The organism is Bacteroides faecium, assembly GCF_012113595.1.
GTDB lineage: Bacteria > Bacteroidota > Bacteroidia > Bacteroidales > Bacteroidaceae > Bacteroides > Bacteroides faecium.
Map to the genome: position 1 here is coordinate 3,456,656 of NZ_CP050831.1, position 18,127 is coordinate 3,474,782.

The following is an 18,127-nucleotide window of genomic DNA, read 5'->3' on the forward strand; positions in this document are numbered from 1 at the left end:
AGTTTTGAAAACTTCCGGATGGAAAATAATGGCGTACTTTGTAGTGTAATAATTCTTATGTATCCAAAGTATTAATTTAATTTTTTAATCATGAGACTTAATGTTAAAAACTTTATTTTTTTGGCAGGAGTGCTGTTATTATTCTCTTGCCGTGAGGATGTAGAAATGCCGGAAGGAGGAGATTCTACCACTACGCAGGAAACAAGAGAGCTAAATCTGCAAAGCTTTTCTTATACTGATGTGCAGGAACTGCTGAAAGGCGGAACTGAAATCCGTAATTTGCAATTGACGGATGGAGAAATAGTGAAAAAAATAGCTGTCCTGAAAAAAGTGGAAGGGGTGGAAGTTGCAGGACTTGATGCGAACGACGCTGTTTTTTATGTAGGTGCGGATGAAGATTCGACGAGTATTATTTTGGAAAATTCGTATGCGAGTATTAAATTCAAACATAATGGCTCGGAATTGGGCTATGTGGCGGTGACAGATCAGTCGGAATTGGAACGTTCGGTGGAGAACTATAATGAAACGTTCCCTCAAACTCGCTCTGTTTCAAATCTCTTCACACGTTCGGCTGCCGGTGGCCCGTTGAAAATTGATATAACTGCCTTATCACATACATTGCTTTCCGAAGGTGAGTCGTCGGAATGTGCTCCTGTCGCAGTGGAGCAGTCGGAAGAAACGGAAGCCCCTGTGCAGACCCGCAGCGCATATTACACGCAGTGGCCGAGATACAACAGGATCACTATTCATGTGCTAAGGGATGCGGGAAACAGGCCGATTGAATGGGAACTTACCTGGCAACTGAATGATTTGATTACTTCCTTAAAAGATATTCGTCCGGATCTTGATATCAGAATATGGCGTTCCAGTACCTCATACTCCAGTAGTAACGGTTGGAATGGTCGTGAAAGTCTTTCTGCTTTCAGAAATTATTGCCGTTCGTCCGGCTTTCCATTAAAAGAGTCGGCAGGACATGATATAATTTGTCTTGTACGTTGGGGAAGTTACGGCAGTCTGGCAGGATGTGCTTATACGAATACCTACAAGCTTTCAAGGTATGATAATGCTTCGGCATATGGTGTATGCGCCACGACTCCGATCTTTGCCAGGACTGTGGCACATGAGGTAGGGCATATTTTAGGAGCGAATCATGTGGCTGGTACTCCTTGGTGGAAATTTTGGCTAAATGACGATGTGATGGCTCCTAATTCCGGAAAGTTGGCCCCTTATCACTGGAATAGTCAGAATCGTAATATAATATGGAATAATTTGCATTAAAACATCCTATATTTCTTTGTGCCAACTGTCTGTGAAGATGGGTTTACACTTATTTATGTTCATGGATAAGAGGATGTGTCTGGAGCGGCAAGCTTTCGGCACATTCTCATTTTTTTAGATTAGAAAATAATGTATGGCAGAAGCTCGGATTTATTCCAGTATCTGCAAATCCTGATACATAATCCGATAAGCCGCCGCTTTCTTATCCAATGCCAGCGGATATGCCCGTGAGGAAGAAGGCATACGGTATAACCTCATAGCCCGTCCTTCAAAAACGAACTCCGCGTAATCGCCTACTCTCGGCTCTTCCACGTCAAACTGCTGCCGGAGCGTATCCGTAGCTTTCTGTCCCGTGGTGACGATTGCCTTACATTCGGGAAGCTGACGAAGCAATGCTGCCACGTCAGTGGCTTCCACCACTTCCAGAAACTTGTCCGAAGCATTATCCTGCAATCTGCGAATAGAAGAAGCCGTATCGAACAGTGCAATCCCTTTTTCGTTCAAAAAGTCTATAATCCGTTCGCGAACGAACGCTTTTCGTGTCGAATTTAGAAAGTGCTCCTTATCATTGAAGAATAAAACACCGAAAATCCGCCACATGTCATTGTTCAGGTTCGGGTAATAGAAGTCCATCGACCAGCGTTTCTTCTGTGGTGGAAAACTCCCCAGCATGAGTAGTTGTGCTTTCGCGGGGAGAAACGGTGCTAACGGATGTTTTTCGATTTCCATTTTTATGCGTTATTTAATTTCTTGCAAAAATAATGATTCTATTTATTTCCCTCAAAATCAATGCGGAAAAATGCTAGATTTAAAATAATTAGTTATTTTTGCAGCATAATGAATGCATGGTTTAACGTAATATCATTGAGAGTAAGAGTAGTTGTTAGTTGCTGTTTAATAAGCCTGTTCTTTTTCCTGAGTGAAAAATGTTATGCTTCAGAGCAACAAGTGTTAAAACAAACAGTAGAAACCCCTGCTGATAAAACGACAGTAAGGGGGCGTGTTGTCGATACCAAAGGTGAACCGCTTATCGGTGCAACTGTACGTGAGAAAGGCGGAGCCAACGGAACCGTGACCGATATTGACGGAAATTTCTTCTTGTCCGTGCCGGATAGCGCTGTTTTACAAATATCTTTTATTGGCTATGAGACAACCGAAGTCAAGGTGGCAGGCAGAACCATGCTCGAAATCTTCCTTCGGGAAAGCACCATCGAACTTGACCATGTTATTGTGACCGCCCTGGGGCTTGAAAAGGATGAGTCTACACTGGCTTATTCCGCACAGAAAATAAAAGGAGAAGAACTCAGCCGCGTAAAAGAAATTAATATGATTACCGCCCTTGCCGGAAAAGCTGCCGGGGTGCAAGTCAATAAAAACTCATCCGGTATGGGTGGTTCTGCTAAGATCAGTCTTCGTGGTATCCGTTCGGCTTTCGGAGATAACCAACCACTGTATGTAATAGACGGAGTACCGATGTCCAATACTTCTTCGGAACAATCTTATTCAGCTATCGGCGGAACAGCTAATGCCGGAAACAGGGATGGGGGAGACGGTATCTCGAATCTGAATCCGGAAGATGTGGAAAGTATCAGTATCCTGAAAGGCGCGCCAGCCGCTGCTCTCTACGGAAGCATGGCAGCCAACGGGGTGATTCTTATCACTACTAAAAAAGGAAATACTACCGGGCAAAGGAGCATCCATTTCTCCACGGGATTAACCTTTGATAAAGCGTTCAGCCTGCCTAAGATGCAGAACCGTTATGGGGTGAGCGACGTGACGGACAGTTGGGGCGAAAAGGCGAACCTGGAAAAGCATGATAACCTGAACGATTTCTTCCGTACGGGACTGACGTCCATCACTTCCGTATCCGTCAGCTATGGAAATGAAAACCTGCAGACTTACTTCTCTTACGCCAATACGACCGGAAAGGGGATTATCGACAAGAATAAACTGAAGAAGCACAATATCAATTTGCGGGAAACGGCTTCCATGTTCGACAAGCGCTTGAAACTGGACGGTAATATCAATGTGATGAAGCAGACGGTGGAGAATAAACCCGTCTCAGGCGGTTTTTATATGAACCCGCTGGTAGGGCTTTATCGTTTTCCCCGCGGCGAAAACTTGTCATCTTATAAGGATAACTTTGAAACCTATGACGCCGACCGGAAACTGGGGGTGCAAAACTGGCATACATTTACCGAAGACTTCGAACAGAACCCTTATTGGATTGTGAACCGCATACTGAGCAAGGAAACACGGACACGCGTCATCCTTGCACTCTCGGCCAGTTTCAAGGTGAATGACTGGCTGACGATTCAGGCTCGCGGCAATATGGACTACTGGAGCGACAAGCTACGCCAGAAATTCTATGCTTCCACCGCTCCCGCTTTATGTGGGGCGAACGGGCGATATCTTGAGATGGACTATCAGGAGACGCAAATGTATGGTGACGTCATGGCCATGTTCAAGAAAACCTGGGGCGACTTTACACTGGATGCGGCTATCGGTGGCAGTATAAACGACAGAATCACAAACTCTACCCGCTACGACTCGAAGAATGCATCTTTGAAGTTTGCCAATGTGTTTAATATCGCCAATATCGTAATGAACAGTTCCGCCAGTATCGACCAGAAAATAGATATGCACCGTCAGTTGCAATCGCTCTTTGGTACGGCGCAGATTGGCTATAAGGAGAAACTGTTCCTCGATTTGACGGCCCGTAATGACTGGGCATCCACTCTCTCGCATACGACGCATGAGAAATCCGGATTTGCTTATCCTTCCGTCGGTCTTTCCATGTTGCTTGACAAATGGGTGAAGATGCCCGAATGGATTTCTTTCGCGAAGCTGCGCGGTGCTTACAGTAAAGTAGGCAACGATATTCCGATACATATCACCAATCCCTCTTCGCACGTCAATGCCGGTGGAGAGATACAGGCGAATGATGCCGCTCCTTTTAGGGAAATGGAACCGGAAATGACGCATGCCATAGAATTCGGAACGGAATGGAGATTCTTTCAGCACCGCTTGGGAGTTAACCTGACTTATTATCGCACCAATACCTATAACCAGTTCTTCAAACTCCCTGCACTGGCGGGAGACGTGTACGCGTACCGGTATGTGAATGCCGGAAATATCCAGAACCGGGGATGGGAAGTGACACTGAACGCGACTCCGGTATTGAACTCTGACTTTAGTTGGAAAACTTCTCTGAACTTCTCTTCCAACAAGAATAAGATTGTGAAATTGCATGATGACTTGCAGGAGATGATGTATGGACCTACCAGTTTTTCTTCCAGCTATGCGATGAAACTTATTAAAGGCGGTTCTATCGGCGATATTTACGGAAAGGCTTTTGTACGTGACGGCCAGGGAAATATTGTCTACGAAACAGAAGGCGACAATAAAGGACTTCCGTCAGTGGAAGGAGACGGCAATACGATAAAAGTGGGAAATGCGAACCCTGTCTTTATGATGGGCTGGAACCATACATTCACTTACAAGGGGTTCAGCCTTTACTTTCTGCTCGACTGGCGTTATGGCGGCGAAGTACTCTCGCAGACACAGGCGGAAATGGACCTTTACGGAGTCTCGGAAGTAACGGCCGATGCGCGGGATAGGGGATATGTCATGCTTGAGGGGCGGAAGATAGACGACGTAAAGGGATTCTATAAGATGACGGGCGGACGCGCCGGAGTGACGGAATACTATATGTACGACGCCACCAACCTGCGGTTGCGTGAAGTGTCATTGAGCTACAATCTCCCTAAGCAATGGATGCAGAAGACAAAAGTCCTGAAAGACGTACAGCTTTCGTTTGTAGCCCGCAATCTTTGTTTCTTGTATAAGAAAGCTCCTTTTGACCCGGATTTAGTGCTTTCTACGGGGAATGACAATCAAGGTATCGAAGTATTCGGAATGCCCACTACCCGGAGTTTGGGCTTCTCGGTGAAATGTGAATTTTAAAAGTAGGAAAGAGGAATGAAGAAGAAATATATACATCTATACCTGACAGGCTTATTGCTGCTTTCCGTTGCATGTACCGGAAACTTCCGTGACTATAATACCGATTTGTCCGGCATTACGGATGATGACCTGATTATTGATGACAACGGTTACGGAATCCGCCTGGGAATTATCCAGCAGGGTCTTTATTTTAACTACGATTATGGGAAAGGCAAGAACTGGCCTTTCCAGTTGACGCAGAACCTGAATGCGGATATGTTCAGCGGATATATGCATGACGCCAAGCCGTTGCTCGGCGGTTCGCACAACTCCGACTATAATATGCAGGACGGCTGGAACAGTGCGATGTGGACACATATGTATTCGTATGTTTTTCCACAAATATACCAGTCGGAGAATGCCACACGAAACACTCAACCTGCCTTGTTCGGCGTTACGAAAATACTAAAGGTGGAAGCAATGCATCGGGTGACGGATTATTACGGTCCTATCATCTACAAGAATTTTGCGAACGCGGCAAACCATTACCGCCCCGACACCCAGAAAGATGTTTATTATGAATTCTTCAATGAACTCGACTCGGCTGTTGTTGCCCTTGGCGGCTACATAGAAGAAAAGCCGGATGCCAATGAATTTGCCCGTTTCGATATCCTGTTGGACGGCAACTATTCTTCCTGGATGAAATTTGCCAATTCCCTGCGTCTGCGTCTTGCCATGCGTCTTGCATCTGTTGCTCCTGATAAGGCGCGGGCTGAGGTAGAAAAAATAAAGAAAAACGGTTACGGTGTTCTTGAGACGGTTACGGAGAATGTGGCGGTTTCTACCCAATCGGGATATACCAACCCATTGGGTGAACTCAATCTTGTATGGAATGAAACCTATATGAGTGCCCCGATGGAGTCTATTCTGACGGGCTACGATGACCCTCGTGTGGAAGCCTACTTCAAATCTTGTACGGACGTTAAATTTAAAAATGAATATCGTGGAATCCGTCAGGGAACCTGCTTTGCCCACAACCATTATGCCGGACTGTCGAAACTCTCTGTCACCCAATCTACCGATGCCCCTCTGATGACCGCATCGGAAATTTGGTTCCTGCGTGCCGAAGCCGCTTTGCGTGGATGGACGGACGAAGATGAAGAGACTTGCTATCGGAACGGAGTGATGACCTCTTTCCGGCAGTGGGGAGTCGATGGTGTAGAAAAGTATCTGCAAAGTGAGTTGACTGCCACTGACTTTATAGACACCTACGACGAAGAAAACAACATCGAAGCCCGCTGTAAAGTCTCACCCAAATGGAATCAGCAGGACGATAAAGAAACGAAACTCGAAAAGATAATCACTCAAAAATGGATTGCCATGTTTCCCGAAGGCTGTGAAGCCTGGGCTGAACAAAGGCGGACGGGTTATCCCCGCCTGTTTCCCGTGCGCTTCAATCACAGCAAAAACGGATGCATAGATACGGAAATCATGGTACGTCGTCTCAACTTCCCCGGTACTCTGCAAACGGAAGACCCGGAGCAATATCTTGCTCTCGTCGAAGCTCTGAACGGAGAAGACCATGGCGGCACACGTCTTTGGTGGGATACAGGAAATAATAACCTGGAATAAAAAATCTATGGAAGTAATGTGTGTATATGTCTAGGTTTAACTAATTTTGCACCTTCATTTAAACACATTTATTCATGAAACAGATTATTTCTGCTTTTTTCCTTTGTATGCTGCTTTCTGCTGTACCGGAATTGCGGGCGCAAAACATCCAGTTACATTACGATTTCGGACGTTCCCTGTACGATAAAGACCTGAAAGACCGTCCCTTACTGACCTCTACCGTAGAGAAATTCCATCCCGACACTTTTGGAAGTACCTATTTCTTCGTCGATATGGACTATACTTCCAACGGAGTAGCTTCCGCTTATTGGGAAATAGCCCGTGAATTGAAATTTTGGAAAGGTCCTTTCTCCGCCCATCTTGAATATAACGGTGGCCTGGCCAAAGAATTTTCCTACAACAACGCCTACCTGGCCGGAGCTACCTACACCTTCAACAACACTTCTTTCACCAAAGGCTTCAGCCTGACCGCCATGTACAAGTACATCCAAAAACATAAATCGCCCAACAACTTCCAGTTGACAGGCACCTGGTACATACACTTCTGTAACAACCTATTGACATTCTCCGGCTTTGCCGACTGGTGGCGCGAAGAAACCGCCTATGGAAAAACAATCTTCCTCACCGAACCGCAGTTTTGGGTAAACCTGAACCGTATCAAGGGGGTAAATAAAAACTTCAACCTCAGCGTAGGCTCTGAATTAGAACTAAGTAATAACTTCGGTAATCGTGACGGCTTCTACGCAATCCCGACACTGGCTCTGAAATGGACATTGAATTAATTTACTGAATACTGCATAATTGGATGAAAACTGATTTAATCTACGGTGTAGAAGACCGTCCCCCTTTTAAAGATGCCTTGTTTGCAGCCTTGCAGCATCTGTTGGCTATTTTCGTAGCAATTATTACCCCACCGCTTATCATCGCGAGTGCCTTGAAACTGGACGTGGAAAAAACGAGCTTCCTGGTTTCCATGTCCCTTTTTGCTTCAGGAGTATCCACCTTCATCCAATGCCGTCGCATTGGTTCGATAGGAGCGGGACTGCTCTGTATCCAGGGAACCAGCTTCTCCTTTATCGGCCCTATCATCGCGACCGGATTGGTCGGCGGTTTGCCGTTGATATTTGGTTGCTGTATGGCTGCTGCTCCGATTGAAATGATTGTCAGCCGCACATTCAAATACCTGCGTAATATCATTACTCCGCTAGTATCCGGCATCGTCGTCCTGCTCATCGGATTAAGCTTGATAAAAGTCGGCATCGTCTCTTGTGGCGGCGGATATTCTGCCATGGATAACGGCACGTTCGCCACTTGGGAAAATCTTTCTATCGCGGCGTTGGTATTATTAAGTGTATTGTTTTTCAATCGTTGCCGGAACAAATACCTGCGTATGAGTTCTATTGTACTTGGGCTTTGTCTGGGATATGGATTAGCTTTCGCCTTGGGAAAAGTGGATATGAGTGCATTGAATATTGAAATGCTGATGAGCTTCAACATCCCGCAACCCTTCAAATACGGCATTGCTTTCAATGTCTCTTCCTTCATAGCTATCGGTCTGGTCTACCTGATAACAGCCATTGAAGCCACCGGAGACGTGACCGCCAACTCCATGATTTCCGGTCTTCCGATAGAAGGCGATGCCTATCTGAAACGAGTTTCCGGCGGAGTAATGGCAGACGGATTCAACTCTTTCCTGGCCGGAGTGTTCAACTCCTTCCCGAACTCCATCTTTGCCCAAAACAACGGTATTATCCAACTCACCGGAGTAGCCAGCCGCTACGTCGGTTACTACATCGCCGCCATGTTGATACTTTTAGGATTATTCCCCATCGTAGGAGCCGTATTCTCTCTGATGCCCGACCCCGTATTGGGTGGCGCCACCCTGTTAATGTTCGGTACGGTAGCCGCCGCAGGTATCCGCATCATCTCCTCGCAGGAAATCGGTCGTAAGGAAACCTTGGTATTAGCAGTCAGTCTCTCTTTAGGCTTGGGTGTAGAATTAATGCCGGACGTATTACAACAAGCCCCCGAAGCGATTCGAAGCATATTCTCTTCGGGAATCACCACCGGCGGGCTAACTGCAATTATAGCAAATATAGTAATACGTGTAAAAGAAGAAAAAGATTAGTCCTCAAGACTTAAATTACTCATTTTATCAGTGATGTGGAAGGGGAAATCAGGATACTCGTAAAGACTGAAACGAGGTTCGGTTTCCCCTTTCGTATAGCTCCATATGGAAGCATAATCTTCCGGGTCTTCCCCCATTCGTGCCAACTGGCGCAGATAAGCCGCCAACGACTTATTCTCCACAATATAAATCTGTCCCATCCGGTCGATAATCGGACTATGATGACGAGTACCGTCATGCTCAAAACGCAGAATACGCTTTCCCTCTTCCGTCAGCCCTATCAGTTGAAAAGTCATGCTCTTACCGATAGCCGGCAGATTCAATACGCTACGGTCCGTAGCCAGGAAAGGTAAATGATGCTTTCTCATAAAGCGTCTCAACTGCTTGGCGACATCTTCTTTGGTTTCTTCTTCCGTTCCCACTTTCGTCTCCAAAATCCGATACAACTCTTCCGCCTGCTCCGGAGTCATCCGTCCATATATCTTTTCTTCCTGCTGCTCCTGCATCGAACGGCTGTTCGGCGCAAATACCGCATAATTCTCATTGAATCCTTTCACGGAAAAAGTATAATAACACATCACTCCTAAAGAATTGAGCACCTGCCGAAGCCGTGTGGTATGTCCGCGTCGCGAAGCCGCCACCGTATATACTAACTGATTCGTGATAATCCATCCCGCAGAAAGAATCTTTCGAATCGCCTCTTTAGCTTCCGGCGTCACCTCTAGCGGCGTCTGAAAATGCGTCTGAATAATAAACTGCTTCACCCCTACAGCCGAAGCCTTTTCCTTAAACTCCCGCAAAAGTTCCACCAGCCCGTCATTGATACGCATCGGCAAATAAGCCAACAACCGCGACCCTAACCGTACGCGTTGCAACTCCGCATATTTCTCACCTTCCGGCCGTTCAAGATTCGCTTTCTGCTTCCGCGCCGCCATCCGATACACCGCATCCAAAATATTTTGAAGCGTCTTATTCTGACTCATCAACGCATCTCCACCGGTAATAAGAATATCCCGCAACTGCGTATCCTCTTCAAAATACGTCATCAACCGCCGCAACTTACGATCCCAAGATTCCTTCGGCCGTAAAGACTCAAACTCAAAATTCAACCGTTCACTTTGAAAATCATACATCCGCTGGCAAGAAGCACAAAGTCCGCCACAAGCTCTTCCCATCGTATCGGGAATAAGAATAGCCACTTCGGGATACCGCCGGTGAATATTATGCCCGTCCGGCAATAACCATCCCGCCGCATTCGGCTTCCCGGACTCTACAATATCTTCCTTCTCCCACGCATGAATATTCCCATACGTCTCCACCAATCGCGGCGAATAAAGAATATAACTCCGGATTGCATCGTCATTATACCCATATCCCGTCACATTCAGCAGCGACAAATAATAAGGAGTCGCAAAAAACGGCATCCCCTTCTTCCGCGCCTTATAAAGTAAATACATAGTCTCCGACGAAAGCGAATTCCCCAGGAAGCGGTTCAACTCCCCCGGACTTTTCACCGCCATCGACAAGTGAAAACGGAAATCATTCCACCACTCACTCACCAACCGATATTTCTCCTCATAACTCATCCCCTCTTCAAAATGAAAGCGTACCGAAGGCTTCGACTTCCTGTTCTCAATCTTCTGAATCAGCAAATGCAGCATCCGTTCCTTATTCTCGTCCCGAATCTCCCGCACCTCTTCATCCAAGCCCGTTTCCCACCGGTCATTCCGGTTTTTCATACGCTGAACCGACGGCAAAGGAACTACATTCCCCTTCAACCGCCCGAACATCTGAAAAATCTCAATAAACAAATCCGTCGGCATCTCCATATTCTCCAACGTCTCCGTCAGAAACTCATAAAGCAACCGAATAGTCCGTACCGGCATATCCTGTCCCGTAGACAGTTCATGCACATCCAGCCCGTCATACTGGAGTAAGAGTCGAATTTGCTCCCTAGCCTCTTCCGCAGTCTCATTCCCCATGTCACAAGTATCCAAAAATCCCAGCAATCCAGCCTTAAAGTCCTCAACAGTAGTACTTCTTTCAGCTATCTCCACCAGTTCCGGCATCTCCTGACCATAGATTTGTTTCAACTGTGAAAAAGTAAGCGTAAGCATTTTCTTTTGTTTCATAAGCAATCCATTTCTTTTTTATTCTTGTTGTTTTTATTAATAAGTATAAGTCTAAAACATGAGCAGCCCCACACACCGCATGGTTCCCCCGGCCTCGTCTGAACGGCGTCAAGCGTAGGTCTTATTCCCGGCGTCAAGAAGGGCAGACTGTTTGAGCGAAGCGAGTTTCTGCCCTTTAGCCGGGGGGGAGACCGAAGTAGCCGGGCAGGCGCAGCCTTGATTTTTTCTTTTTGGTACTTTTTCTTTTGTATCAAGACAAAAGAAAAAAGTACATAAAGATAACAAAAAAAGCGGAAGTACAAAACCCCCGCTTTTCCTATCGTGTCAATCTTTACGATTTTCTAACATTTAAAGCAACTTATTTTTTCGTTTCCGTGTCATCATTCTTCCGTTTCGGCTCCTTCTTAGCCAGCAGAACGATATTATACACATAATCCGTCATCCACTGCTCCGAATACCCCAAACGCTCCTTGTACTGACGTACGGCTGCCGCCGTCTTATGCACGTCATCCGCTTTCCACACCGTCTTGGTGCAAACATCATGTACCGTCTTCTGCGTCATGCCGTAAAGAGCCTTCTTGAAAATAGACGGCATACGGAATTTCCATTGCATCAGATTCCCCATCAACATCATCAAGTCATTAGAGAACCCCTGATACATAAACAAATACGACTGAATATCATTCTGTGTGCGGCAATTGCGTTTCACCGAAGCATCTATTTCTTTAAAGAAACTCTCCTTCAGCCCGTAATCCTGCATCAGCATCTTACGGGAAGCCGCTTTTTCCGCCAGTCCCAATTTGCCATTCTGCGTAGGCACCTTAAACAAACGTTTAAAATTAGCCACGTCCGGCAAGAAGCGGATATTTGTAATACCAAGATTAGTGGCGATAACTGACTGGAAATAAACCCGTGTCAGAGATATGAAATCTTCTACATTGCCGACTTTCGTTTCATCGGATTTCTTCTTGAATAAACCAAATAAGCTCATTGTTATATTTACAATTTTATTATTTACAATTTACTATTTGAGTGCGTGGAAGTTATGTTGCATAACTATCCTTTGGCAATCTGTCCGCAAAGGTACAAAAAACAGTTGGGTTTCACCAACATTCCAAGTCCTTTTCGATGTCCGGCATTGTCTCTTTTTTGAAAACAGGACTCTGAATCCCCGCTTTCTTCTGCGCCCGGTAATCATTGAGCAACCGGATGGCATACTTCCCGAGGAAAAGAATAGCAACCAGGTTGCAGATAGCCATCAGTGCCATCGTGACATCCGCCAGACTCCATACCATATCCAGCGTAGCCAGCGAACCGAAAAGCACCATCCCGCCGACTAAAACCCTGTATGCATGAAGCACCCACTTCCTTTGAGTAATAAAACGTATGTTAGCCTCACCATAATAATAATTTCCCAAGATACTGCTGAAAGCAAAGAAGAAAAGAGCCACGGCCACAAAGATACTCCCTGACGCACCAATTTCATTCGTCAACGCCTGTTGAGTAAGCTGCACCCCGTTTGCCGAACCATCCAACGGCGCTCCGCTGAATAAAATAATAAAAGCCGTGCATGTACAAATCAATAACGTATCCGTGAAAACAGCCAAAGTCTGTATCAATCCCTGCTTTACCGGGTGGCTGACATGAGCCGTAGCCGCCGCATTCGGAGCCGACCCCATACCGGCCTCATTACTGAACAATCCCCGCTTAATCCCCTGCATCAACGCCATGCCGACTCCACCTGCCAACGCCTGTTCCCATCCGAAAGCATGACTGACAATAAGCGCGATAACATCCGGCAAATGCCTGATGTTAAGAGCCACAATCACCAGCGCCAAACCAATATATCCCAACGCCATCACCGGCACAATCACACTGCTGACACGGGCAATCCGGTGAATACCGCCAAAAATGATAACCAATGTCAGAATCGTCAGTACCCCACCCAATATGGCATGGTTGAAACCGAACGCATGCTCTGCAGCAGCGCAAATCGTATTACTCTGCACAGAATTGAACGCGAATCCGAAAGTAACGCTGATCAATACAGCGAAAAGCATCCCCATCCACGGCTGTTTCAACCCCTTCTTCATATAATAAGCAGGTCCACCAATGAAAGAATCCTTCCCCCGTATCTTGTACAACTGTCCCAGTGTGGATTCAATAAAAGCACTCGAAGCCCCCAGCAAGGCAATCACCCACATCCAAAAGATAGCCCCCGGACCACCGATGGCGATAGCCGTAGCCACTCCTGCAAGATTTCCCGTCCCTACACGACTGGCGATAGAGATTGCAAATGCCTGGAAGGACGACACATGTTTCTCCGCGTGTTTCCCTTTTCCGGCGGACTCGCCAAGTAATACAATCATTTCTCGAATCATGCGGAACTGCACGAAGCGTGTCCGTATACTGAACCAGACGGCACATCCTAAAAGCATGATAATTAGGATATACGTCCAAAGAACACCATTTATTTCATTGATAAAAGTCATAGTTAAGTATTAAGTATTCCAATATTGTTTGTGGTTATTCGCTTTTTATCCGGAAGTAGAATTTATGATTTTCGAATACAGGCTCCACAATATCATAACGAACAAATTTGGCAAGCAGATGTTCAGCGGCGCGGCGTGAAACTCCTGTCTGGCGGCAATAGCGGTTGAGCGAAAGTAATGCTCCCCGTTCCAGTTGTTCCAGTAGAAGCTGTTCGCGCTCAGTGTAACGGATAAGTTCTCCACGCGGGCTGTCGCTTTGTTGCCATACACGGAGATGTATAGGAGTTGCCAATATATTTTCATCCTTGATGCGGAGATAGGCGAGCGGTTTGCCCGTTTCGTCTTTGGCATATACCGGTTTGTGGGGCGTTTCTTCGATGGTAGCCACTAAGACCTGTCGTCCTTCCACTATATATGTTTTCAGGGTATATTCCACTTCCGGCACACAATAAAGTTGTGCGGCAGCTTCAATCATATACTTCTCCTCTTCGGAGCGTACCCCTGCGATTTTCCCATTGTCTTTTACACCAATAAGTAACCGTCCCCCGTCGGTGTTGGCAAAAGCAGAAAGGGTCTTGGCTATTTTGCGTGCGTCGGAAATTTCGAACTTAAAATCCTGTTGTTGATGCTCACCTTCAGCAATCAGTGCATGTATATAATCGGTATCTGTAAGCGGTTTCATGGCTGCAAAGGTAGATAAAAAAGGTGAAAACCCCTTTTTTTGCATAATTTTCGAGGAATAATTCAAAAAAAAAATTGTTTTTATGCGTTTATTTCGGGAAACAGTGTATTTTTGCGGCACATTATTAACGAAAAAAATAAAAGGATTATGAAAGAATTGGTAGAAAAAGTAGCAGCTCTTTATGCTGACTTCTCAAAAGATGCTAACGCTCAGATTGAAAATGGTAACAAAGCAGCAGGAACTCGTGCTCGTAAAGCTTCTTTGGAAATCGAAAAAGCAATGAAAGAATTCCGTAAAGCATCTTTGGAAGCTTCTAAGAACTAATAGTTAGAAGACTACTAAGATATTAGAAAAATGGGAGGGCCTGTCGTAAGCGATAGGCCCTCTTTCTGTGTTGATAACCTTATAATAATGTGCTGCGATTGGACTTTTTTAATATGACTATAAAGAATAAAACACGCATCTTACTTGTTATAATAAGAAATTAGCTCATACGTTTATATAATAGGAGAGTGCCTTTACTTGTGGAAGTTCGCTCTCTCCATAAAAATGAAACCCTTCTTCACCGAAGTGTGAAGATTATATATTGAGAAGCGACAGATTGAAGTATTTAGCTTGTGAAAGTCAGTCCTTTTCAATTTCGTGTATATTTACTAAATATTAAATCTCTTCACATACCACCATCTTCATTCCCTGATACACGACAACGATTTTGTGTAGAGTTGTTGTTCCGATTGCTTTTTGTACCGTTTCGCTGGCAGCATAGCGGTTGGCTTGTGTGATGGCTTCCTGCCGGAGTTGCTCCACCTTTTCGTCGCTGTCCTTTCCTTTGGCGTATTTCAGTTCGATAATGTAGGAGTGAAGCATGTCTTTGTAGATATCCAGTAAAGGAAGCATAAAGATGTCGGCATATCCTTCCTGATTCTCCTGTTCGGAGATGGGGCGATAGAAACGGTTTTGTGCAGTCATAGCCAACGTAAATCCGTGTACGTATGCTTCGCCTTTTTGCTTGTCTCTCTGGGAAGAGTAGCGGTGCAGGCATTCGGCGATATAGTCGAAGTAGGCTTTCCAATCGCCGTCATAAGCCATTGCTGATGCCAGTTCTCCCTTTTCCCAGTTGTCAAAGCGGAGATTTGCTTCGTTGTAAGTATCTAGTAAGTAACTGTACAGTTGCTCACGTACTACTTGATTTGGAATGGTCAATAATGTCTTGCCTCGTTTAGTACCGCTGATAGTCAACATTCCGAAATAGAATAACAGGCTGATAAAGTTATCCGGTTCTGCAATTGTTTCGGCTGGAAAACCCGTTTTCAATTCGCCGGTGATGTATCCTTGTTGCACCAATGTCTGGATGGTCGAGGCGTCATGAGCAAATTCTTTGTCCTTGCGGATCAACATTCGTAACTTGTTGTAATCCACGCGGATGTTTTCTTCTACCATATTACGTGGCATATAGCCTCCATTACGGATGTAATTATCCACAAAGTAGAGTACCATATTGGAGTTGTACATGGTAGTGCTGCCATAACTTTGTTCTGCAAAACAGTAATTATCATACCAAGGCTTCATAGCTTCTAACAGCTCGTCGGTAGAGTGGTGAAACTGGCAGGTAGTGGCATAATAATCCAGCATTGCGCGCACCTCTTCTTCGTTGAATCCGGTCATTTCATTAAATTCCGGAGAGAGTGAATAATTGGTACCGATATTGAATCCGCTGGTGAGATCGTCCATTGTGACGGGGCTGACACCAGTCACGAAGCAACGTTTGATAGTGGAGTCCGTGCCTGCTTTCACCGTATCGAAGAAGCTGCGCAGATAACCGGTTCCGTGTGTCTCGCTCTTGTAATTTTCCAGACAGGAAGGTTCTGATAGGATTTTGTTTGTAAAATGGTCGTATTCATCAATGAACAGATAAATCTGCTGATTGGTCTTGACACATTCTTTATATAGATAATCCAGTTGTTCTACTGCTCCCTTTTTCTTATTCATTTCTTCCTTTATCCCTTCGGGAAGATATTGCGCATAGACATCGCAGAAGAAATTGAATTCGGTGTTGCAATGTGCGTCCAATGATTGCCGGTAACTATTTAATTCGGCATTAACGACGGCAAAGTTTAGATAAATGATGAGATATGAATTTCGTTCGGGAGTGGGATGCTTTCCTATGTACAGGTCGCCATACCATTTCTCAAACTTGTCCGCTTCCAATATATTATAATAATGTCGGAGCATGGAGATCGTCAAGCTCTTTCCGAACCTTCGCGGGCGAATGTAAAAGAAATACTTGTTCGCGTTCTCTATAAGCGGGATATAATGTGTCTTGTCCACGTAATAACAGTCGTCTTCGCGGACATCGATAAAGTTCATCATTCCATACGGAATACGTTTGCGCTTTACTGGTTGGTTCATAACTCTTTCATTTTCTTACAAAAGTAACAATAAAAAATGAATATTGATGGATGGCAGTTATAGAAATGATAGAATATCTTTGGATATATCCGGGTGGTAATAGCGAGAATACTTGTATCTTTATAGTCGAATAAATTAATAAATTGAGAAATGTTGAAAGTAGTAACATTTATGAAGCAAGTAGCGACGGGGCTACAGGTGGAGGGAAACTTCGGTACTGCGCATGTTTATCGTAGCAGTCTGAATGCCATCATTGCTTATTGTGGGGAAGAAGATTTGCTTTTTAGTGAAGTAACTTCGGAGTGGCTGAAGGGATTCGAAGTTTACCTTCGTAGTCGTGGTTGTAGCTGGAACACTGTTTCCACTTATCTGCGTACGTTTCGTGCGGTTTACAACCGTGCCGTCGATCTTCGGAAAGCTCCTTATGTACCTCATCTGTTCCGTTCTGTTTATACCGGTACTCGTGCCGATCATAAACGTGCGTTGTGTGATGACGATATGAAGAAAGTGTTTGCCAAATTGTCTCGTACGTCCGGTGTGCCATTCGCTGTATGTCAGGCGCAAGAGTTGTTCATTCTTATGTTTTCGCTTCGTGGTATGCCGTTTGTCGATCTCGCTTATTTGCGTAAGAGTGATTTGCGTGATAACGTAATAACGTATCGCAGACGTAAGACCGGGCGTCCTCTGTCTGTGACGCTGACTCCCGAAGCGATGCTCCTGGTAAAGAAGTATATGAATCGTGATCCCTCTTCACCTTATTTGTTTTCGTTTTTGAAAAGCCGTGAAGGGACAAAGGAAGCCTATCGTGAATATCAGTTGGCATTGCGCAGCTTTAACCAACAATTGATGTTATTAGGTGAACTGCTCGGATTGGGCGATAAGCTAAGTTCGTACACTGCCCGCCATACTTGGGCCACGACAGCTTATTATTGTGAAATCCATCCGGGTATTATTTCCGAAGCAATGGGACATTCGTCCATCACCGTAACCGAAACATATCTGAAACCTTTCCGAAGTAAGAAAATTGATGAAGCAAATAAACAAGTTCTTGACTTTGTAAAACGCTCTGCAATAGGGATAAATGCCTGAAAATTACTCTGTTACTTTGTAGGTAACGGGAATAAATATCGGTGCAAATATGAGCATATTTCTTAAAACAACCAAACTAAATCGTACATTTTTTCCAATAAACTACCCAAAACAGGAATAAACACAGGAGAAACACGTGGATTCTTTGTATTAGGGCTTTGTTAACTTCTAAATTTTGCAATAGGTTTCCCGCCCCTCTACTTCTTCTCAAAAGCAGGGGTAAAAAAGTTTCATCGCATATCGTATAAATTTCCAGTATTGACTACTCCAGGAGAGCAGGTACAAAGGTTTCCCGTTACCTACAAAGTAACGGGCGTTCTATTATTGAAACTTAGTGTTT

Annotated in this window: 13 protein-coding genes; 7 read left to right on the forward strand and 6 right to left on the reverse strand. The window is 45.1% G+C overall.

Annotated features, from left to right (window positions below; all coding sequences use genetic code 11):
• The first annotated feature begins 90 nt into the window (after nt 1-90).
• Nucleotides 91-1,278, forward strand: a complete 1,188-nt coding sequence (locus tag BacF7301_RS12305; RefSeq protein WP_167963185.1) for a zinc-dependent metalloprotease family protein — start codon at nt 91-93, stop codon at nt 1,276-1,278.
• Between the two features lie 150 nt (nt 1,279-1,428).
• On the opposite strand, the gene BacF7301_RS12310 is transcribed toward BacF7301_RS12305, so the two are convergent.
• On the reverse strand, nt 1,429-2,007 hold the full coding sequence (locus BacF7301_RS12310) for a uracil-DNA glycosylase family protein (protein WP_167963187.1): 579 nt from the start codon (nt 2,005-2,007) through the stop codon (nt 1,429-1,431).
• Between the two features lie 108 nt (nt 2,008-2,115).
• On the opposite strand from BacF7301_RS12310, the gene BacF7301_RS12315 reads away from it, so the two are divergent.
• The 4 genes from BacF7301_RS12315 to BacF7301_RS12330 all read left to right on the forward strand — a co-directional run bounded on the left by BacF7301_RS12315 (nt 2,116) and on the right by BacF7301_RS12330 (nt 8,983).
• The gene (locus tag BacF7301_RS12315) at nt 2,116-5,244 is read left to right on the forward strand and encodes a SusC/RagA family TonB-linked outer membrane protein (RefSeq protein ID WP_167963189.1); all 3,129 of its coding nucleotides are present in this window, start codon (nt 2,116-2,118) and stop codon (nt 5,242-5,244) included.
• Nucleotides 5,245-5,259: 15 nt separating this feature from the next.
• A complete protein-coding gene (locus BacF7301_RS12320) occupies nt 5,260-6,855 on the forward strand; it encodes a SusD/RagB family nutrient-binding outer membrane lipoprotein (protein ID WP_167963190.1) in 1,596 nt (531 codons plus the stop codon).
• Between the two features lie 74 nt (nt 6,856-6,929).
• On the forward strand, nt 6,930-7,637 hold the full coding sequence (locus BacF7301_RS12325; RefSeq protein WP_167963192.1) for a nucleoside-specific channel-forming Tsx family protein: 708 nt from the start codon (nt 6,930-6,932) through the stop codon (nt 7,635-7,637).
• A 23-nt stretch (nt 7,638-7,660) separates the two neighbouring features.
• Entirely contained in the window at nt 7,661-8,983 is a 1,323-nt protein-coding gene (locus tag BacF7301_RS12330; RefSeq protein WP_167963194.1) for a nucleobase:cation symporter-2 family protein, read from the forward strand.
• Here BacF7301_RS12330 and BacF7301_RS12335 read toward each other — a convergent pair.
• The 4 genes from BacF7301_RS12335 to BacF7301_RS12350 form a co-directional block, all read right to left on the reverse strand.
• Entirely contained in the window at nt 8,980-11,115 is a 2,136-nt protein-coding gene (locus BacF7301_RS12335; RefSeq protein WP_167963196.1) for a KamA family radical SAM protein, read from the reverse strand. The genes BacF7301_RS12330 and BacF7301_RS12335 overlap by 4 nt on opposite strands.
• 358 nt (nt 11,116-11,473) lie before the next feature.
• Nucleotides 11,474-12,106, reverse strand: coding sequence for a DUF8491 family protein (locus BacF7301_RS12340; protein ID WP_167963198.1), 633 nt, complete (start codon nt 12,104-12,106; stop codon nt 11,474-11,476).
• Nucleotides 12,107-12,218: 112 nt separating this feature from the next.
• A complete protein-coding gene (locus BacF7301_RS12345; RefSeq protein WP_167963200.1) occupies nt 12,219-13,607 on the reverse strand; it encodes an alanine/glycine:cation symporter family protein in 1,389 nt (462 codons plus the stop codon).
• Nucleotides 13,608-13,641: 34 nt separating this feature from the next.
• Nucleotides 13,642-14,289, reverse strand: a complete 648-nt coding sequence (locus tag BacF7301_RS12350; RefSeq protein ID WP_167963202.1) for an AlbA family DNA-binding domain-containing protein — start codon at nt 14,287-14,289, stop codon at nt 13,642-13,644.
• 147 nt (nt 14,290-14,436) lie between these two features.
• Here BacF7301_RS12350 and BacF7301_RS12355 point away from each other — a divergent pair, with 147 nt between their 5' ends.
• Nucleotides 14,437-14,613 carry a BF3379 family histone-like protein gene (locus BacF7301_RS12355; RefSeq protein ID WP_008760134.1) on the forward strand — a complete coding sequence of 59 codons (177 nt, stop codon included), beginning with the start codon at nt 14,437-14,439 and terminating at the stop codon, nt 14,611-14,613.
• A gap of 336 nt (nt 14,614-14,949) precedes the next feature.
• Here the strand turns inward: BacF7301_RS12355 and BacF7301_RS12360 are convergent, their stop codons facing one another.
• Nucleotides 14,950-16,698: an ATP-binding protein gene (locus BacF7301_RS12360; RefSeq protein ID WP_167963204.1), complete on the reverse strand. Its 1,749-nt coding sequence runs from the start codon at nt 16,696-16,698 to the stop codon at nt 14,950-14,952.
• Between the two features lie 150 nt (nt 16,699-16,848).
• On the opposite strand from BacF7301_RS12360, the gene BacF7301_RS12365 reads away from it, so the two are divergent.
• Nucleotides 16,849-17,787 carry a tyrosine-type recombinase/integrase gene (locus BacF7301_RS12365; RefSeq protein ID WP_167963206.1) on the forward strand — a complete coding sequence of 313 codons (939 nt, stop codon included), beginning with the start codon at nt 16,849-16,851 and terminating at the stop codon, nt 17,785-17,787.
• Nucleotides 17,788-18,127: the final 340 nt, after the last annotated feature.